The organism is Entomoplasma ellychniae (assembly GCF_002930155.1).
Classification (GTDB): Bacteria; Bacillota_I; Bacilli_A; order Mycoplasmatales; family Mycoplasmataceae; genus Entomoplasma; species Entomoplasma ellychniae.
In genome coordinates, this window is record NZ_PHND01000001.1 from 431016 (window position 1) to 449914 (window position 18899).

At 25.2% G+C, this 18899-nt stretch carries 12 protein-coding genes; 5 read left to right on the forward strand and 7 right to left on the reverse strand.

The annotated features are described in order from the left end of the window. Nucleotides 1-102: 102 nt before the first annotated feature. From EELLY_RS01930 to EELLY_RS01945, 4 genes are all read left to right on the forward strand, one after another. On the forward strand, nucleotides 103-2616 hold the full coding sequence (locus EELLY_RS01930; RefSeq protein ID WP_104205498.1) for a type IV secretory system conjugative DNA transfer family protein: 2514 nt from the start codon (nucleotides 103-105) through the stop codon (nucleotides 2614-2616). A 413-nt stretch (nucleotides 2617-3029) separates the two neighbouring features. Further along, the gene (locus EELLY_RS01935) at nucleotides 3030-3926 is read left to right on the forward strand and encodes a lipoprotein (RefSeq protein WP_104205497.1); all 897 of its coding nucleotides are present in this window, start codon (nucleotides 3030-3032) and stop codon (nucleotides 3924-3926) included. Between the two features lie 227 nt (nucleotides 3927-4153). Then, nucleotides 4154-4708, forward strand: a complete 555-nt coding sequence (locus EELLY_RS01940) for a hypothetical protein (protein ID WP_104205496.1) — start codon at nucleotides 4154-4156, stop codon at nucleotides 4706-4708. A 92-nt stretch (nucleotides 4709-4800) separates the two neighbouring features. Beyond that, nucleotides 4801-5937, forward strand: a complete 1137-nt coding sequence (locus EELLY_RS01945) for an Mbov_0401 family ICE element transposase-like protein (protein ID WP_104205495.1) — start codon at nucleotides 4801-4803, stop codon at nucleotides 5935-5937. A 255-nt stretch (nucleotides 5938-6192) separates the two neighbouring features. Here EELLY_RS01945 and EELLY_RS01950 read toward each other — a convergent pair whose 3' ends face one another. The 7 genes from EELLY_RS01950 to EELLY_RS01980 form a co-directional block, all read right to left on the reverse strand. Beyond that, entirely contained in the window at nucleotides 6193-7131 is a 939-nt protein-coding gene (locus EELLY_RS01950; RefSeq protein WP_104205794.1) for a DnaA ATPase domain-containing protein, read from the reverse strand. A gap of 1 nt (nucleotide 7132) precedes the next feature. Continuing rightward, entirely contained in the window at nucleotides 7133-8092 is a 960-nt protein-coding gene (locus EELLY_RS01955) for a DnaD domain protein (protein WP_104205795.1), read from the reverse strand. Between the two features lie 163 nt (nucleotides 8093-8255). Then, complete coding sequence (gene mutM, locus EELLY_RS01960) at nucleotides 8256-9110, reverse strand: DNA-formamidopyrimidine glycosylase (protein ID WP_245859144.1); 855 nt, start codon at nucleotides 9108-9110, stop codon at nucleotides 8256-8258. Next, on the reverse strand, nucleotides 9092-11776 hold the full coding sequence (polA, locus tag EELLY_RS01965) for a DNA polymerase I (RefSeq protein ID WP_104205796.1): 2685 nt from the start codon (nucleotides 11774-11776) through the stop codon (nucleotides 9092-9094). Before polA ends, mutM begins: the two co-directional genes overlap by 19 nt. Before the next feature lie 14 nt (nucleotides 11777-11790). Continuing rightward, entirely contained in the window at nucleotides 11791-14751 is a 2961-nt protein-coding gene (gene dnaE, locus EELLY_RS01970; protein WP_104205797.1) for a DNA polymerase III subunit alpha, read from the reverse strand. Nucleotides 14752-14763: 12 nt separating this feature from the next. Further along, on the reverse strand, nucleotides 14764-15954 hold the full coding sequence (gene thiI / locus EELLY_RS01975) for a tRNA uracil 4-sulfurtransferase ThiI (RefSeq protein WP_104205798.1): 1191 nt from the start codon (nucleotides 15952-15954) through the stop codon (nucleotides 14764-14766). Nucleotides 15955-15970: 16 nt separating this feature from the next. Next, entirely contained in the window at nucleotides 15971-17758 is a 1788-nt protein-coding gene (locus tag EELLY_RS01980) for a hypothetical protein (protein ID WP_104205799.1), read from the reverse strand. A 305-nt stretch (nucleotides 17759-18063) separates the two neighbouring features. On the opposite strand from EELLY_RS01980, the gene rpsD reads away from it, so the two are divergent. Beyond that, nucleotides 18064-18690 carry a 30S ribosomal protein S4 gene (gene rpsD, locus EELLY_RS01985; RefSeq protein ID WP_104205800.1) on the forward strand — a complete coding sequence of 209 codons (627 nt, stop codon included), beginning with the start codon at nucleotides 18064-18066 and terminating at the stop codon, nucleotides 18688-18690. Nucleotides 18691-18899 lie beyond the last annotated feature (209 nt).

Below are 18899 nucleotides of genomic sequence, written 5' to 3' on the forward strand. Positions count from 1 at the left end.
TTAAAAAACAAAAAGAAAAAATCTAGAAAGACAATTTATTTATCTATGTCTTTTATATATATAGTATGTAGTGTTTTGTTAATTATGAATGGAGGTTTTTAAATGAAACTGCAATTATGAAATAAAATAATTAAAAGATTTTTCTTGTGACAATTATTATTGGCTATTCCAATAGCTATTTTAATTTGATTTTGTATAACAGCATTACTTGGTGCTATGAGTTCTAAAACCCCTTTTAACTTATTTTTTGTGTTAACTGGAAAGTTTAATTTGATGTGACCTATTTTTATTGGAGTGATGATTTTTGTTTTGATGTTATTTTTAAATTGAGCATTAGCTATCACAATATATTCAAAATTTTGAAGAAGCGGGTATAGACAACATATTGACACAAAAGATATAACAGCTAGTAAGTTAGTTATTGATGATCGAAATATTATTGATGATGAACCTAAATGAAAAACTCAAAATGGCTCTATTTATGACATAAAGGTCAAACAATCAAAAGATTCTATGCAAAATTTTAATGAGAGTCTACAAATTGAATTAAACAAATTGAAATCAGGATTTGTTGTTCGCAATGTTTGAGATGCAAAAGCTAAAGTATTAAACACTTCAGCTGCAAGTGATGTTAATGGTTTTGTTCTTGGTGATCCTGGGTCAGGTAAAACTGCTGGAATTATCTTGCCAACAATAATTTATAACATTAAATTAAAAAATAAATCATCTATGATTATAAACGATCCAAAAGGAGAGTTATACCAAAAAACGTCCAAAACTTTTATTGAAAATGGTTATGAAGTTAAAACCTTTAATTTGCAAGAACCAAATAAATCTGATGCATGAAATCCTCTGACTTCTATTTTTGAAATTTGACAAAAATATTTACATCCAACAAGTGAAATTGACAATTCAAGAAAATTAGGTCAAGTTAGTGAACCAAAAGCAATGATACAATCCCATTGCAACTTAGCTAGGTGTTACACGCACTTCTCGTTAAGTTGTAAAGAATGTATTGAAAACTTAGTGAATGACCACTACATCGAATCTAATCCAAACTGATATATAGGATTTATTAAAATAACAAATGAAAATAAAAATGAAAGCTTCGATGTTTATTTTTCATCCCAAAGTGAGATGGAAAATTGAATTACTCAAGAAAAAAGAAAACTAAAGGGTGAAACTTTTGGTCAAATTGCTGAATTAGCAAGTTCTTTATATACTACTCCAGATCCGAAAAATGAATTCTTTTATTCTGCAGCTAGAGAATTTTTTGAAGGAACTTTACAATTTATGTTAGCCTTGAATGCTAAATATCCAAAAATGGTAACTATAGATAATTTTAACTTAAAATCAATTAGAAAAATTTTATCTAATAAAAACAAGTTTTTTGAAAAAATATCTCAACACTCATATGATGTAGAAAAAGCTCAAAAACTTTTAATAGAAATTAAAAACCAAAATAAGAGTTCAAAAAAAGTTCAAGAACTTGAAAGTTTTATTTCTAAAAATACATTGTCTGAAAATGACTGACAAACTAGATTAGCTGATGTTACAATTACATTTAAAAAAGACCCTGGTAATGTTGAAAATTGATGAAAGACATTAACTAATGATTTAATTATTTTTGACAACATTGAATTAGAAAACATAATCTGTCAGAATACAATAAACGTCGAAGACGCGATTAAAAAACCAACAGTTATATTTTTAATAGTGCCAGACAACAAAAAAGCCTATGTTTCACTTGTTTCACTATTTGTTGGGCAAATTTATGCAGAACTTATTTCAATTGCTTCTAAACGTGCTAATTTGGCTCTTGAGCGTAAAGTTTTATTTATTCTTGAAGAATTTGGTTCAATGAATAAAATAGATCAGTTTATCTCAGCATTTTCAATTTGTAGAAGTAGAAATATAAATATTTTAATTTGTCTTCAAAAAGAAAGTCAATTGACTGAGAAATATGGAATAAACAATACCAAATCAATTTTAGGTAACTGTCAATTAAATTATTTTGTTTCTTCAACGGAGAGAGACGATTATGAAAAATACTCAAAATCTTTTGGGATAAGAGCAGAATTAAAAAGAAGCTACAATACTAGAGATAATGAAGCAAGTGAATCTTTAGATAAAACTGCTTTAATATCAGCAGATGAACTTCAACAATTACCAAAACCTTTAGTAGCTATTTTGTTAAATGATAAAAAATACATTTCATATTTATTACCTTCTTGAATTGGTGAAAACGAGTATATTGATTATTATGGTAAAAAAGTTTATGATCACTCACCAATTGAAAACAATTTTATTAAAAAGAAAACTATGTTATATTCTGAAAAATATGAAATAGATTTGTGAAATGAATTAAAAAATATCATTAAGCAAACAGAAGAACAACAAATTGGTAAAACAAAACCCGAAGTTAAAATAATGGTTGATGAAAATTCTAATATTACCAAAGTAAAAGAAATTCACGTTTTGGATGATAGAAATTTAACAGAACTAATTGAACAGTTAAATGATTTAAGAAACCAAAATAATATAACACCTGAAATTAGACGTAAAATAGTAGAATTAAGAGCTGCTATAATAAAAAAACAACGCATTAATAATTAAGTAACTTTAAACACCAAATTTTGGTGTTTTTTATTTAAAAGTTTAATTTGTTTACAAAAATGTAAACATTTTTTTATATTTGTAAACACTTTTTGTGTTAGGTTGTGATATTATTTATAAATAAATAATATTAAAAGCAGTTGTATTTTGAACTTTTGTTTACACCTCTTATCTTGCTTCCACCTTTTTACTCAAAAAATGAGCATGAAATGCTACATTTTTAGTAAAATCCATGGGATTTAAGGTGGTAATGGTGGGATAAAGGTAAGAATTATTAAAATTGTTTACAAATTTACTAAGAACAACTGAGCACCAATAAATATCAAAATGTATTAGATTTTGAATAAAATAAAGTATATAGTTAATTATAGAAAGAGCTACTTTTAAAATATATGTAGCAAAGTGTGAAAAATATGAAAAAAATTCTAAGTATTATTGCTGCATTTAGTTTAACTGTTACTTCAAGCTTTGCTGTTGTTGCTTGTAATAAACAAATTAAAATAGTAGACATAAAGAGATCTGTTAGTCATATTCAAAATAAGACTGATATAAATGAAGTTAACCAAGAGTTAATAAAAGTTAAAGTTGATGGTGTTAAAAAAATTGAGGCTTTTGAAATTGAAAATAATGAAACTGATGTAACAATAAAGATTAGTGTTGTCGAAGGCAGAAAAATTGATAGTGATAATTTTGTTTTGACTAAAGCTATAGCTGATAAAGCAATTGATAATCCAATTGTTCCAGATGGTGAATATGAAATGAGCTTTGAAGAATATATAAAAAACTTTTCAGTAACAACAGGTGCTGAACAAGAATTTCACGGTGATTGAAATATTGATTATTTTGATTTAACAAAAAACCAAGGTGAATGATATGGTAAAACAAATAAAGAATTAAAGCAATGATACATTGATAATCAGAACTCTTTTTGAACTTGAGATAAAGCAATTGCACAATCTATTACAGGGCTTAGTACCAAATGATATGATTATTTTTTAGATAAAGATTTATTTCCAGAAGGTTTTGCTTTTATTGATAATTTATTAAATTTTGAATCGTCTGATTTCTTTGATACACCTAAATCCTTAGATACACCATCAATGCTAAACGGAAAACAAGTAACTGAAGTTGATGGATATTATGAAGTTTCTATGACTACTAAAGCAGTAAATTATTTAAAAGAAGCTAATCAAAAACAATTATTAAAAAATTTTAATATAGATAGTGAAGATAGTGAAACTGTTAATGAATTTAATGAAGGGTTTAATATAGTTGGATCAATAAAAATAAATTTTATAATATTTAGATAAAAAAACAACACAAGAACAATTTTATGTGTTAACATTAATTTATCAAAGAAAATTAAACTTTGAATTCAAGTCTCGCATGCAAATGCAGGAAAAAAGGAACCTTTTTGGTTCTTTTTTTGTATAATTCTAAATATAGGGTCTAATAATATTAAATAATTCCCGAAAGAAAGAGGGAGTATTCACATAAGTGAGTACTCCTTTTTCTAATTTAGAAAGCAGGTAATTAAATGTTGAAGGAAAAAGAAATTTGATTAGGCTATTCTGAAAGTCCAGGAGATTACTCTGATAATGATTTGAAATTAAAACACTGAAGACCACTTTTGATCACGAAAGTTTATTCTGGCACAAGTTTAATTAGAGTAACAGAAGCATCAACAAAATTGAAACAAAAATATATAATTGATGTAGTGTTAAGTTCTGGACAAGTTTTTCAATTTGATAAGGGTTCAAGTTACATAATTGATGCTAAAAGTTTAAAACAAAAGTTGAAACCGCTTATTGGTCCCGCTTTTGATAAAAAGTATAAATATATAAAAAGATCGTCAAATTATTCGTTTAATAAAATTAAAAATAAAGTTAATTTTGAAAAAATGATTTTATCAGGTGAGTATAATAACTTATCTACTGAAGAACAAGACAAACAAAGAATATGAAAACAATTTTCTTTAGAAGAACAAGAAAATAGAATGATCAGAAAAATAGAAAGAGAAGAAAAGTTAAAATTAATGCAAGAAAATAAACAATTTCAAATTATTAAAAAAAGTAAGAGGCACAACCGATAGTTTTAATAGAACTTTAACTAAATTAACTACAAAGTATGTAGTTTTTTTGTACTTATAATAAAATTGGTGTATTTATTAAAGGAGTGTTTTATATGTTATTTAACTGTCGAGAAGAATTTGCAAAAATTCTAAAAACAAAAAAACTTGAACTTGAAAGACTTGATTATGAATTGCTAATAAAGAGAGATAAAAGAAGATATAAATTGATAAGGTTAGCTAAAAGATGTATTGTTAGTGAATTTGGATATTTAAAAATAAATAGAAGGGTTTATTTTGATAATTTTGATAAAAAGTATGTGAAGTTGTTAGATGTTCACTTAAATTTAAATAAATACGTTAAGATTGATCCTGATTTAAAAGCAAAAATAGAAGATCAATTAGGTAGTGGTAAAAAATATAAAGACATTATAGACATGTTTCCCAATGCTCACTTATCATTGATGACAATTTCAAGAATATTTAAATCTGTTGAAAATGACAAAAAAAGAAATGAAGTTACTAAAAAAGTTTTATTAAAAAATAATCAAGTAGTTTATATTTTTGTTGATGATGCTTTTTTAAATGTAGATCGATTTAGGTCTAAAAAAAGGTGAAAATATAACAGAGGAAAGGACACTAAAGTTAGGGTTATTTCTTTTTGTACTGGTTATGATAAAAAAACATTAAATCTTAAACGAAAGAAATTAGCCAATAAAAGAAATACTTTTTTAATTGGAAAAAATGAAAACATTTCTACTGAAGCTTTATCATTTAAAATTTATGAATTAGGGTGTAATTTTTATGAAAATTTTGATAATGCTCATTTAGTCGTTGGTGGTGATGGTGCTACTTGAATAAAAAATCTAGCTAATTATTTAGAAGCTGACTATATATTAGATCGATATCATGCTGTTAGGGAATTAAAGAAAGTCTTCTTAAATAATTCTATAAAGAATTCTGAAACATTATTCAAAACAGCTTTAAGTTATTTTTACAAAGGAATGTATGAAGAACTTATACAAATTTTAGAAATTTTTGCATGTAATTCGATATTAAAATATTTTAAAAATAACGTCAAAGGAATTGAAAACCAAAATAAAACTTGAAATATTGGTGTGAGTGCTGAATCTGTTGTTTCTGGACTTGTTAAAAGTACTCTTGGTTATGGTTCTAAGATATTTTCTTTTAAAGTTATAAAAAACATATTAAATGCTAGAAATTTCAATTTAAACAATAATTTAGGTTTTTAAGTTATATGAATATGCTCTAAAATCAATTTTAACACTTTTTTTTCAAACAAAAATAAATTTTTTGTATAGAAGTAAGGCAAAGAACCAAAAGTGCCCTAAAACAAGAAAAAAACATAATCATAAACGCATTTATTATTTTTGCGTTAATTTTACTTGTTTTTTAAAAAAATAGAGTTATGATTGAATTAACATTTGAAATAATTGTGATAATTGCTTAGTTGAGTCCTCCTACAAAAAAGTTATGCACCCTTTATTTTAAACTAAATTTCTTTTCGATTTTTCACCTTTAAGGTTATAACTTGAAGATATAGCTTTAATTCTTTCAATAAATCTATCAACTTTCTTTTTTTCTGTAGTTTTTGGTTGAGACTTAATTGTGTAAATATTCTCCAAATCAACTGAGCTAAAGTTTGAAGTAAAAAATGTTAATTTTTGATGATCCATTCTGTAATTAAAAATACTAAACCAAAAATTATCTCTTGATCATAGTGAAACCATTTCACCTGCAAAATCATCAATAAACAAAACATCGCATTTTTTTAAATTTTTAATTAGAATTACATTTTTTGAATCTTTTTCTGAAAATTGTTCCTTAGCATTTTCAATTATATTAGGTGCTGTACAAAATACAACATTCCCTCCTCTTAAACACGCTTCATTTGCTAGAGCTCTTAAAAGATTAGTTTTACCAATACCTAAATTTCCCCAAATATAATAACCTTTTTTATAATTATTAACCTTATCTTCTAAATACTTAACAATTACTAATCCTGCATTCTCAATCAACCTTTTTCTTTCTAGTTTTTCATTTTCATCAAATATTTTATTTTCAGATAACCCTTTAAGATATCCTTTGACTGTTTGTGGAAATAAATCAACATCAAAATCAACATAACTGTAATTAGATTTAATTAGATGATTTCTATTTTCAAAAATAAAGTGTGCACAGTTAAAATAAGTTATATAAAACTTTTCATCTCTATAACTTAAATTACTTTGCATCCCTTTGATCAATTGTTGACAATTAATAAGCGGACCGACTGTGCATAAAATATATTGACTAGCAAATTCTTCAAGAATATTTTGATTGGTTTTTATAACTTCATCATTTATTGGGTAATTACTATTTTCAAATTCTTTTTTTATTCTTAAAAATGAATCATTTGAATTTAAAAAACTGACCAGCTTTTCCATACTATCACTCTATTTCTATATTGTCATTTAAAACGACATTAGATGCTTCAATTATTTTTGTTGGTGATTGCATTACAGAAGATTCAACAAACTTAACAGAACTTGTTTTTTTAAAAAAGATAGAACTCAAGAAGTTGTGTACTAAATATACTGAATTCATTTTTTTCATATAAATAGTTTCGGCAATTTTGCTAACATATCTAAAAATAAAATTTTTATTATTTCTTATATATGAATAATAAATTAAACAATTAACAATATCATCATTAAATTCAAATTCTTTTTTTAATTTATTAATAGCATTAATTGTTATGTCATTAGGGTTTATTCCAATACACATATTATAATAAGATACTCAGTCATTAGATTGCATGGTTCTTATTTGTTCTATTTCAAAATCTTTTAAGGAATGGTTATTAAAAGCTTCATTTTTGTATTCGGATTTATTTAAACGTAAATCTAATTGAGATAATAATTTATCTGATGGATCAAATAATTCTTTTTCAATATCAATGTATTCTTCGTTAATAGTAAATGTTGTTTTTTCTTTGAAAAAAAACATTGTCGATTCAAAATTATCATAATCTAAGGCTTCAAACAACAATTCCTTAAGTTTATGATTATTTAAAAAATTTTTAGCGCTTAATGGTTTGTTAACAATGAAAACAATATTGCTTGTAGATTTTTCTTTGTAAACTTTTAAAAGTTCTAATTTGGTCAACTTAGATAAACTAGTTTTTAGCCTTTCTTCACTAATCTTTGTAAGTTTAACAAGTCTTTCAATTTCAAAAACTGCTGATTTCATTTTTTTTGTTCATGATGATTCAAAAATTAAAGTGTTATAAACACCTATAGCAGATGCCCCTATTAAAGGTTGATATAAGTTTATTAAAATTATATGGTCTTCTGGACTTATTTTATTGCTAACTTCGACGCTATATTTTTTATTTAAAAAACTCATATTTAACTCCTTGTTTATAAGTATAAATATAATTAATTTTTTTATAAAATACTTGTAATTTTTAGTAGTTTTTTAAATTCAAAAGTGTATGTTTGAAAACTTTATTACGCGTACTATACAGGGTAAAGGTTTTTTTGCTTTTTCCACTTTTCCACATTAAGTGTTACTTTTGACATTCCACACAAAAGTATGTTCCTCTACCACCAATTTGTGTTTTTATTATTGGTTTTTTGCATTCAAAACATGGTTTGTTCTCCCTTAAGTGAACTTTAAGTTCATTTTGAAATTGACCTTCAACATTTTCCCCAGACTTATAAGAATGTATAGAAGAGCCTTTAAGCTCAATAGCTTTTGTTAAAATTAAGTTTGAAAACTTAATAATATTTTTTATTTCTTTATCGTCCAAAGTCTTTGTTATTCTGTCAGGAGCTACTTTTGCAGCAAATAAAATTTCATTAACATAAATATTACCTATTCCACAAACAACTTTTTGATCTAATAAAAATGGTTTAACTTTAACATTTTTTTTAATTGCGGCTTTTTTCAAATATTCAAAAGAAGGGTTATTATTCAGTGGTTCAGGTCCCAGTTTGCTTATTCCACTTTCTTTTAAATATGATTTGTTATCTCAAACTTCTAGTGTACCAAACTTTCGAGAATCATAATATCTTAGTCATTGGTTATTTGATAACTCAAATTCTATTCTTAAATGCTTTTCATTATACACATACTTATCTTTTGAACTAACACTTCATTTTCCTTCCATACGAAGATGACTGATCATTTTGAAATTTTCAAGATTAAAAATAAGATACTTTCCATAATTTTGAACACTTATTATTTTTTGATCTAATACTTTATCAAAAAAGTCGCTTTCCTTATTTCGTCAAATTAATTTTGGCATAAAATTTTCACCACTAACAATTCTCAAACCAGGTAAAATTTTGTTAAGTTCATTAGCAACTGTTCTAACTTCTGGTAATTCTGGCATAGCTTCACCTACTTTAATTCTAGTCAATTATTTCCAATTGACATATTAACTTCTAATTCTACTTTAACTTCTTGATTAACACCAATTATTTTTAATAAATCTATAAATGCATTTTTCATATCTTTTTCAATAATTTTAATTATGTGATCATATCCTTTATCAGGAATTTCAAAAATAATTTCATCATGAATTTGAGCAACCATAGCAACAGGTAAATTTTTTAATTTAATATTTTTATAAATATTAATCATAGCAACTTTTAAAATATCTGCAGCTGTTCCTTGAATTGGCATATTCACAGCTATTCTTTTTCCAAATTCTCTTATCTTGGCCATTGGGGAGCTTAATTCATTTATTACTCTTCTTCTGTTAGAAATTGTTTGTGAATAACCCTCATTTTTAGCTATAGATATTAATTCTTTTTTAAAATTTTCAAACTTAGGAAACGCTTTGTAATAATTTTGAATATATTCATTTGCTTGCAAAATAGAAACATTTAAATCATTACTTAAACCATAGCCACTTAAACCGTAGATTATTCCAAAATTGAAAATTTTTGCTGTTCTTCTTTGACTAGCATCAACTTTTTCATTTTTTTCTAAATGGAAAATTAACCTTGCTGCTTCGTCATGAACATCTCTTTTTGTATTGAAAATATCTAATAGGTTTGTTTCATCCCCTAATTCAGCTAAAACTCTTAATTCAATTTGCGAATAATCAAAAGACAAAAACTTCTTATTGGGATCACAAACAAAAATTTTTCTGACTTCTTTTTGAATATCGTCTTTTACAGAAATATTTTGTATATTTGGATCAGATGAAGACAATCTGCCTGTATTTGTTAAAGTTTGGTGAAGAATTGTGTGAATTTTATTATCACTAAAAATAAATTTTTCAAAACCTCTTAAGTATGTTGAATATAATTTTGAGAGTTTTCTGTGTTCTATTAAATATTCAATTATTGGGTGAAAACCGATTAATTTTTCTAATGAATCCCTGTCAGTAGAGTTTTTTTTATTAGATTTTAATTCTAGTGTATCAAACAATAATTCTTTAATTTGTTTAGGAGAAGCAAAGTTAAAATTTTGTGGTATTTTATTTTCTAAAATAAAAAGCATTTTTTCTTCAAGATCATCAATTGCTTTTAGAGTTTTTAATGTCTGTTTTTCTAATTCTTTTCTGTCTATATGCAAACCTTGCTTCTCAATTGAATATAAGACTTCTATAAGTGGGAATTCAATATTAGCAAAAAGTTCATATTGGTTTTTTTCTTTAAGTTTTAATATCATAGCATAATGAGATTCTTTCAAACAAATTGTTTTGCATATTAAATAACTGTATTTAATACTATTATCTATATCAAAAGTTTTTTTAATACCCTTGCCATAGACTTCTTCATCATTAGGTATTAAATCTTTATTAAACAATACATTTATATTTTGTAAATTAGAAACAAGGTTTGAGTCCAAGATATACATAGCAACCATTAAATCACAAACAAAACTTTCTTGATTGTAATTTAAGTTGTGGTTATCAAATAGTACTCAAGTTTTTTTTAAATCAAAAACAATTTTTTTATTTTGCTTAGACATTAAAAACTTATTAAAATAAATTGCATTTGATCAATCATTTAATATGAAATTCCCTTTATCATTTACAACAACTATTGAAAGGATTTTTCCTTTATGGTAATTTTCTTCAAAATTTTCAATATACAAATAATTTTCTTCACTTCAATACTCTTCATCTAAATCGTTTATTAAATTATATGTAAATTCAAAAGATGGTTTCATTTCTGCATTATTTGTTTTGTCATTTATAAAATTAGCTCTTCCTGTTAATCGGCTTACCAAAGTTTTCATTTCATATTTGTTTAAAAAATTAATCATTTTATTAATGTCAATTTCTAATTCTTTAAACTCAACTGACTGCATTTTAACTTCACAATCAATAGTAGCTATTTCTTTACACAGAAATGCAGATTCTTTATCTTTTATAAGTTTATCTTTGACTCCACCTTTAATTAAATCTATATTTTCATAAATCCCTTTTAAATTATTGTATTCTTGAATAAGTTTAGTAGCTGTTTTAGGGCCAACACCTTCAACACCCTTTAAATTGTCAGATGAATCACCCATTAAACCTTTAAAATCGGGTATCTGAGATGGAGATATACCATATTTGTCGAATAATTCATCTATGCCAAAAAGTGAAATAAAACCTTTTTCAGAAGTTACAATTCTTGTTTGATTTGATATAAGTTGAAACATGTCTTTATCGCTACTAAAAATTTCAATTTCAAAATTTGGGTTTTCTTTTTCAGCTTTTTTTACCATTGTACCAATTAAATCATCAGCTTCATAATTTTCTAGTTCAAATCAATCAATATTAGCTGATGTTAAAAACTCACGTGCTATAGGGAATTGTTTTATCAAGTCATCAGGGGTTGATGCTCTACCTGCTTTGTAATTTTCTAATTTTTCATGTCTAAAAGTTTTTTTACCTTTATCAAAAGCAACCTTAACATCATAATATTGTCTTTCTTTTAAAAGATTAGTTATCATATTTGCAAAAGAATAAACTGCATTTGTTGGAATACCACTAGAAGTTGTTAAAGTGTACCCTTGGTATGCTTGAGCATAATAAGCTCTAAATATTAATGAATTTCCATCAATCAAAAGTATTCTTTTCATGTTATTTCCTTCTATTATTTTATTGGCTTAACTATTTTATTAAATACACCTGTGGTTTTTTGACCATACTCTTGTACATTGATTTCAATTATATAATTTTTATTTAATATAATCTCATTTTTAATTTCTTTAAATGTGGATGCAAAAATTGTTATATCTAAAATGCCAGTTTCATCTAAAAACTCAATAAAAGCCATTTCTTCATTTTTTTTATCATTAATTGTTTTAATTTTCACAATTTGACCTATAAGATTAATATTTCTTATATTAGGAACTAAAGTGTCGATATCTTGAGGTTTAAAAAAAGCATTTTCATTCTTAATTTTTGTTATTGGATTATCATTTATATAAAAACCAAATATTTCTTTTTCATATTGTGATTGAGCAACTGAATCAGTTTCTTCCATTTCAACTACTCGGAACTTATTTTGTTGTTGATCTAATGATTTATCATGTGCAATAGAATTAATAAAACCAAATACAAATTGTTTATTAGAAACCATAGTGAAACTATCATAACCAAAACAATCAAATGCTCCACTTTTAGCTAAAGCATCATAATTATTTTCTGTAATTCCAGCTTTTTGACTATAAAAGAAAAAGTTGTTTAAATCGCTAAATAAATCTTGATGTTCTTGACTTTGATTTCTAAGATTCAAAACAAAATCTTTATTTATACCATTAATTATTGTTAGTGGCATATAAAGTTTTTTTTGAACACCTACATAATTAATATTTAAATTTTTAATTGAAGGTTTAACTATTTCCACTCCATATTTTTTTAATTGTTGAATGTATAGTTTACTTTTAACTTTATCACCCAAAGAATGATTTAATAAGGCTGAGTAAAATTCAGCAGGATAATAAAACTTAAACCATGCTAATCAGTAACTTATAAAAGAATAAGCAATGGCATGCGACTTATTAAATCCGTAATTAGCAAATTTTTCAATTCAAATTCAAATATTTGTTGCTTTTTCAATAGATATATTATTGGACTGTGCATTTAAAATAAACTCATTTCTAAATCCACTCATATACTTAACATCTTTTTTACTCATAGCTCTTCTAATTATGTCAGCTTTACCAAGTGTAAAATTACCTATTTTTTGCAAAATATTAATTACTTGTTCTTGATAAACTATAATACCAAATGTAGGTTCTAGTATTGATTTTAAAGCAGAGTCTACATAACTTAATTGTGTGCTTTTTTTATTTTGAATATATTGTGGAATCATTTCTTGAGGTCCTGGTCTGAATAGTGCTGAAGCAATAGCTATATCATCTATGCTTGAAACTTTCATTTTTTTTACAACATCAGTCATACCCTCAGATTCTAGTTGAAATATTCCAGTTGTTTCTCCTTTAGATAATAAATTAAAAACCTTTGCATCTTTTAAATTTATGTTTAAAAGATTAATATTTTTTTTATAGTTTTTATTAATCAAATTTATTATTTGATTTAAAGTAGAAAGATTTCTTAAACCTAAAATATCCATTTTTATTAAACCAGTTTCTTCTAAATGATTCATATTAAATTGAGTTTGAGAAATGCCGCCAACCCCTTCTTTTATTGGAACAATTCCTCTTAAATCATTATTAGTTATAACAACTCCAGCAGCATGTGTTCCAGTTTGTCTTGGCATCCCCATTAATTTTTTGGTTAACTTAAAAATAAAATCATATTCATTAGATTTAGAATATGATTTCAATAAAATACTTTTATTGATAATGGTGTCAAAATCTTGGTCAAAAGCGCTAGCTTCTTTGCTCATGATATTTACTGTTTCGATATCAACATTAAAAACTCTACAAGAATCTCTAAATGCTGATTTAAAAGCAATAGTTTGAAATGTGACAATAGTAGCAACGTTAAATTTACCATACTTTTCAAACAAATACTCTACAACTTCATTTCTTCTATCATCTTGAAAATCTATATCAATATCAGGCATAGTTATTCTTTCAGGATTTAAAAATCTTTCAAAAAGCAAACCATACTCAATAGGATCAATTGTTGTAATTTTTAGTAAAAAAGAAACCAAACTTCCTGCAGCAGAACCTCTCCCAGGACCTACTAATATGCCTTCTTTTTTTGCAAATAAAACATAATCTTGAACAATTAAAAAGTAATCTGCAAATCCTGTTTTTTCAATTACAGACAATTCAGTATTTAATCTTTCAATATAATCTATTTTCGCTTTTTCAGAAAAAACATTTTTTTTAAAATAGTTTTCTAGTGATATAAAACACAAGCTCTTTAAAAATTTAAATGAAGGTATATTGTTGGGCGTATTATAAACTCCAAAATGAATTTCATTATCTTCCAATATTTCATGAAAACTTTTAAAAGCTATTTGTTTTAAAAGTTTATCGTTGTCAGGATAAATATCATCAATATTGCCATCTGGATAAGATTCATCAATATTATAAATATCACCAGCTTCTTGATAAGAAATGTTGTTTTTTAAAGCATACAAAGCTAAAAAGTATTTTTTATCTTCAACATCAAAATATCTAATTGCATTTGGGTAGATCTTAATGTAATTAAGATCATAAAAATTTTCTTCTTGAACTAAACTATTTTTTTGTCTAAATTCAGTTACATTTGTTATTACAATATTATTTGTATCAACATATTTATTTATTATGTTAATTTTAAAATTATTATCTTTAATATTATTTAAATTTAAATCAGAAGATATATAACAAATGTTTTGATAACCTTTTTTATTTAGTGGTAATATATTAATAAAATTATTGTCATCAAGTTCAACACCAACACCAATAACTGGTTTTATATTATTAATTTTGCATTTCTTAACAAAATCAGCGACTCCAAACATTGTAGTATTTTCAAAATAAAATAAATGTGTAAATTTGTGTAACTTAGCAAATTGTATATATTCATCTATTTTGATGAGTGACTTTTGAAAGTCATAAACTAGTTTAACATTAAGCTGTGGTGAGTACATGACCTTCTCCTTCTATTCTTGTTTGATGAATTCCCCATTAATTAATGAAAATTTTTCAATACTATTCTCTAATGTAAAATCCAATAGTTCATTTCAAAGAATTGCATTTTCTTGTTTTTCAGCTGTTCACCTTTTTGGTTTTGTAACTGGATTTTTGGGAACGAATAGTGAACAAGCATCATCAAATGGCAAAATTGATGTTTCATAAGTTTTAATTTTTTTAGAAATAGCAATTATTTCTTCTTTGTCATGTGTTAATACGGGTCTTAAGATTGGTATGTCACTAACACAATTTATTACATCAATACTGTTAATAGTTTGTGACGCAACTTGACCTAAACTTTCACCAGTAATCAATGATTGATGACCTTCTTTTAAACTTAATTTATTTGCTATTCTTATAAACATTCTTCTCATAATAGTTATTTTGTAGCTTTGTTGTGGAATATGTTGAAGTTCTTGAAGTAACATTGAAAAATTACATACATAAAGTTTAAAATTTTTTGAATTAAACTTAGAAACTATCTTTGCTAACTCAAAAACTTTTTCAAGTGCATCTGGTGTTGTGTGTGGTGGAGTCATAAAGTGAATAAAATCAACTTCCATTCCCCTTTTCATTGTTAAAAAAGAAGACACAGGAGAATCAATTCCACCGCTTAAAAGAGATAAAGCTTTTCCACTAACACCTACAGGTAACCCTTTAAGGCCTTCAATTCTTTCTGAAAATACGTGTGCTGCATCATTTTTTATAAGTATTTCTATTTTTAAATCTGGATTTTTTACATCAACAATTAAATCACCAGCTGCTTTTAAAATCATAGGAGCTAGTTCTAATTTAAGATCAGCACTAGACATAGGAAAACTCTTATCTTTTCTTGCTATTTCTAACTTAAATCTTTTTTTATCAGAACTATTAACTATTTTTAACACTACTTTAAAAATTTCTTGAATATTTTTATCACACTTTTCTATTACAGAAAATGAATAAATACCAAAAACGTTTTTTAATTTATCTATTATTTCATTAACAAGTAAATCATCAACATCTAAAACCAATGAATTATTATCCTTAATGTACTTTATTTTGTCTTTTTCAAAAGAACTTAGTTGATTTTTAATGTTGCTAATAAGCTGTGATATAAAAATGTGTTTATTATTACCTTTTAAAGTTAACTCTCCATATCTTATTAAAATACTTTTCATATTCGCTTGTTACCTTCTAATATGCTATTGCGGTTTTATTTTTTTGTTTAATATTTCTTAAGAATGCAATATTTTTATTCAAACATTCCTTGTACTTTGCAGCTTCGAATGCTTGAATAGATTTTTCTATTTCTTCATCAAAAGATTTTATGCCGCTAAATCTTGCAGAATAAGCTAATGACATTTCAGCTAATTTTGCAATATAAACTCACTGTGCCATTTCAGTTTTTGTTTTAGCGATTGTTGAATTGTATTCATCTAGTATTTCTGAAAAATCATCTATATTTTTTTGAGAAGCAAAAACTTCATTATCATTTTTTAAAATATTTTCACATTCCTGAAGTTTAGAAAAATAAGTTTGAATAAAAGGGGTAAAACGTTTCAATTCATCTATTTTTGGGTTTTTAGCCAAAATGAGCTCTGTTGCTAAAAGCATTTTTTTAAAGCTAATTATTTTTGACTCTAATTCAATTTTGAAATCATCTAAGCTTTTCATTGATATTCGTATAGCAACTAGTTCATTAAGAATAATTTTTGAGTTTTCATATATTTCCTTTATTTCCTGACCTTTTTTCTTATGATTTGTTGCATACTGTTGTTCTTTTGACTTAACTGGTTCTGTGAATATATCAAGTGCTTTATTTCTTATATTTTCAAAACTTCTTTTAATTGAATCAATTTTTCTTTTTTGTTGAACTATTTTTATACCGAATTTAGCATTGAAATCGACCATTTCAATGCTTTTCAAGATATCAGAGTTACATTGGTTAAAAACATTTTCTAAGTGTGAATAGTTTGATTTTATAAAGTTTTTGATCAACATTTCGTATTGAAGATTAGACTCATGTTTTTTGATTTGTTCTATCATTCTAAAGCAACGCTTATAAGCTTCATCTATTTTTAACGAGTAGATATCAATTTTTGCATTTTTTATGAAATTTATATAAGAATTTTCTAAAGCAATAAAAGCATTTAAATTTTTCTCTTTTTCTTTATTACTTAAGTTTATAGACTGAATCTCGTTTAATATTTTTTGTAATCTTTCTCTTATTTCGTGATCTACCATGTTTATTATTTTATCTGTGCTATCAATAAACTGTGTTATTTCTCCAAGAAGAGAGCTAACTGCTTTTAAATTTTCAACAGCATTTGAATATTTAGCTGCTTTTATGAAAGATAAAGAATTACTCAAACCTATTTTTAAAGAATATAATTTACTTTCTTTTAAAGATTGCACTCTTCATATTTCTGCAGATTTTGCATCTTTTTTTTGATTTTTATCATTCAAGATTTCAACTATAGTGTTTGCCATATCATTTATTTTTACAAATCAATTTCTAGTTATAGTTTGAAGTTCTAAAATTTCTTGAGCATTTAATACTGTTTCTTTTGCATCCAAATTCAATAATTCTATTTTTGAATTCAAATCTTTTGCTTTTAAAAAGTTCGAAAAAAGAGGCCATGATCTGCTTGAATTTGAATCTAAAAATAATGTTGTTTGCTTACATAAAGATATAAACCTTTCCCCGTACATTTCATAATAATTTCTAAATAATATATTAAAACTATCTTCAATATTTTTATTAGTTCTATTTTTAGTAGCAACTGTATTGACACTAACCAATCACTTAGTAACAGGAATGTAATCTATTTTTTCTAAAGTTTGAGAGTTTTTATAAGTATATTCTATTGTTTTTTTGTAAATTATGAACCAAGCTAGAGTTATTGACATACCTATTAAAGAAATGACGATCAAAACTAAACTTAATGTATTTATTGTTAGATTTTCTGATTTTAAATTCATTTAGTTTCTACCTTCATCTTTCTTTAGTTTTTATTTATTTAAATTATATCAATTTTTGTTATTTTTCAGAGTCTTAAAAACTATAAAAATACATAAAAATACATAAAAGCATCAAATTGAACAAAAAATGTTTATAATATTTAAAGTTATTGTTTATATTCTGCATAATGAATATTCACTAAATTCTGTTTAACAACAATTAAAAAAGTAACTCTTTGCAGTAAGGGCGAATCGTTAAACTGGTTAGTGGGGAATTTATTAAAGATTATTTTTAATAACGCTTACATTTTTAAAAAGGAGAAAGTATGTCAAGATATACAGGATCAACATTTAAAAAAGCAAGAAGATATGGTTTTTCAATTCTTGAAAACGGTAAAGAATTTAGCAAAGGTAAAAAAAGAGTTACTACACCAGGACAACACGGAAAAGATAAAACCCGTTTAAAGATTTCTGGTTATGGTGCTCAATTGCAAGAAAAACAAAAAGTTAAATTCATGTATGGTATGACTGAAAGGCAATTTAGAAACACATTTGCTAGAGCAAAAAAAGTTCATGGAGGGATTCTTGGTACTAACTTCTTAGTTTTACTAGAATCAAGATTAGACAATATTGTTTATAGACTTGGTTTTGCAATGACAAGACAAGCCGCAAGACAATTAGTTAATCATGGACATATTTTAGTTAATAGCAAAAAAATTGATATTCCTTCATACCAATTAAAACCTGGAGATAAAGTTGAAGTTAAAGAAGCTACAAAGAAAAATGAAAAAGTTTCTGAAGCATTACAAAACAACGCATCAACTGTAGAATTTGTTAAAGTTGACAAAAACGCAGTTAAAGGTGAATTCTCAAGATTACCAGAACGTCAAGAATTAAATGCTGAAATCAATGATGCTTTAATTGTTGAATGATACAACCGTTTAATTAAATAATTTGATTAAACAAAATTAAAAAGAGCTCTTTCGAGCTCTTTTTTGTTTTTTTTGATTGAGAGAAAAAATAAAATGTTAATTTGATAGTAAAAGTGTAATAATGTTTTTTAAATTTGAGCTTTTCAGTTTTCTGTAAAGCGGTATACAATGTATACCTATCTATTATTATAAATAAATAATTCCAAAAAACAATAATTTATTTGGAAAAA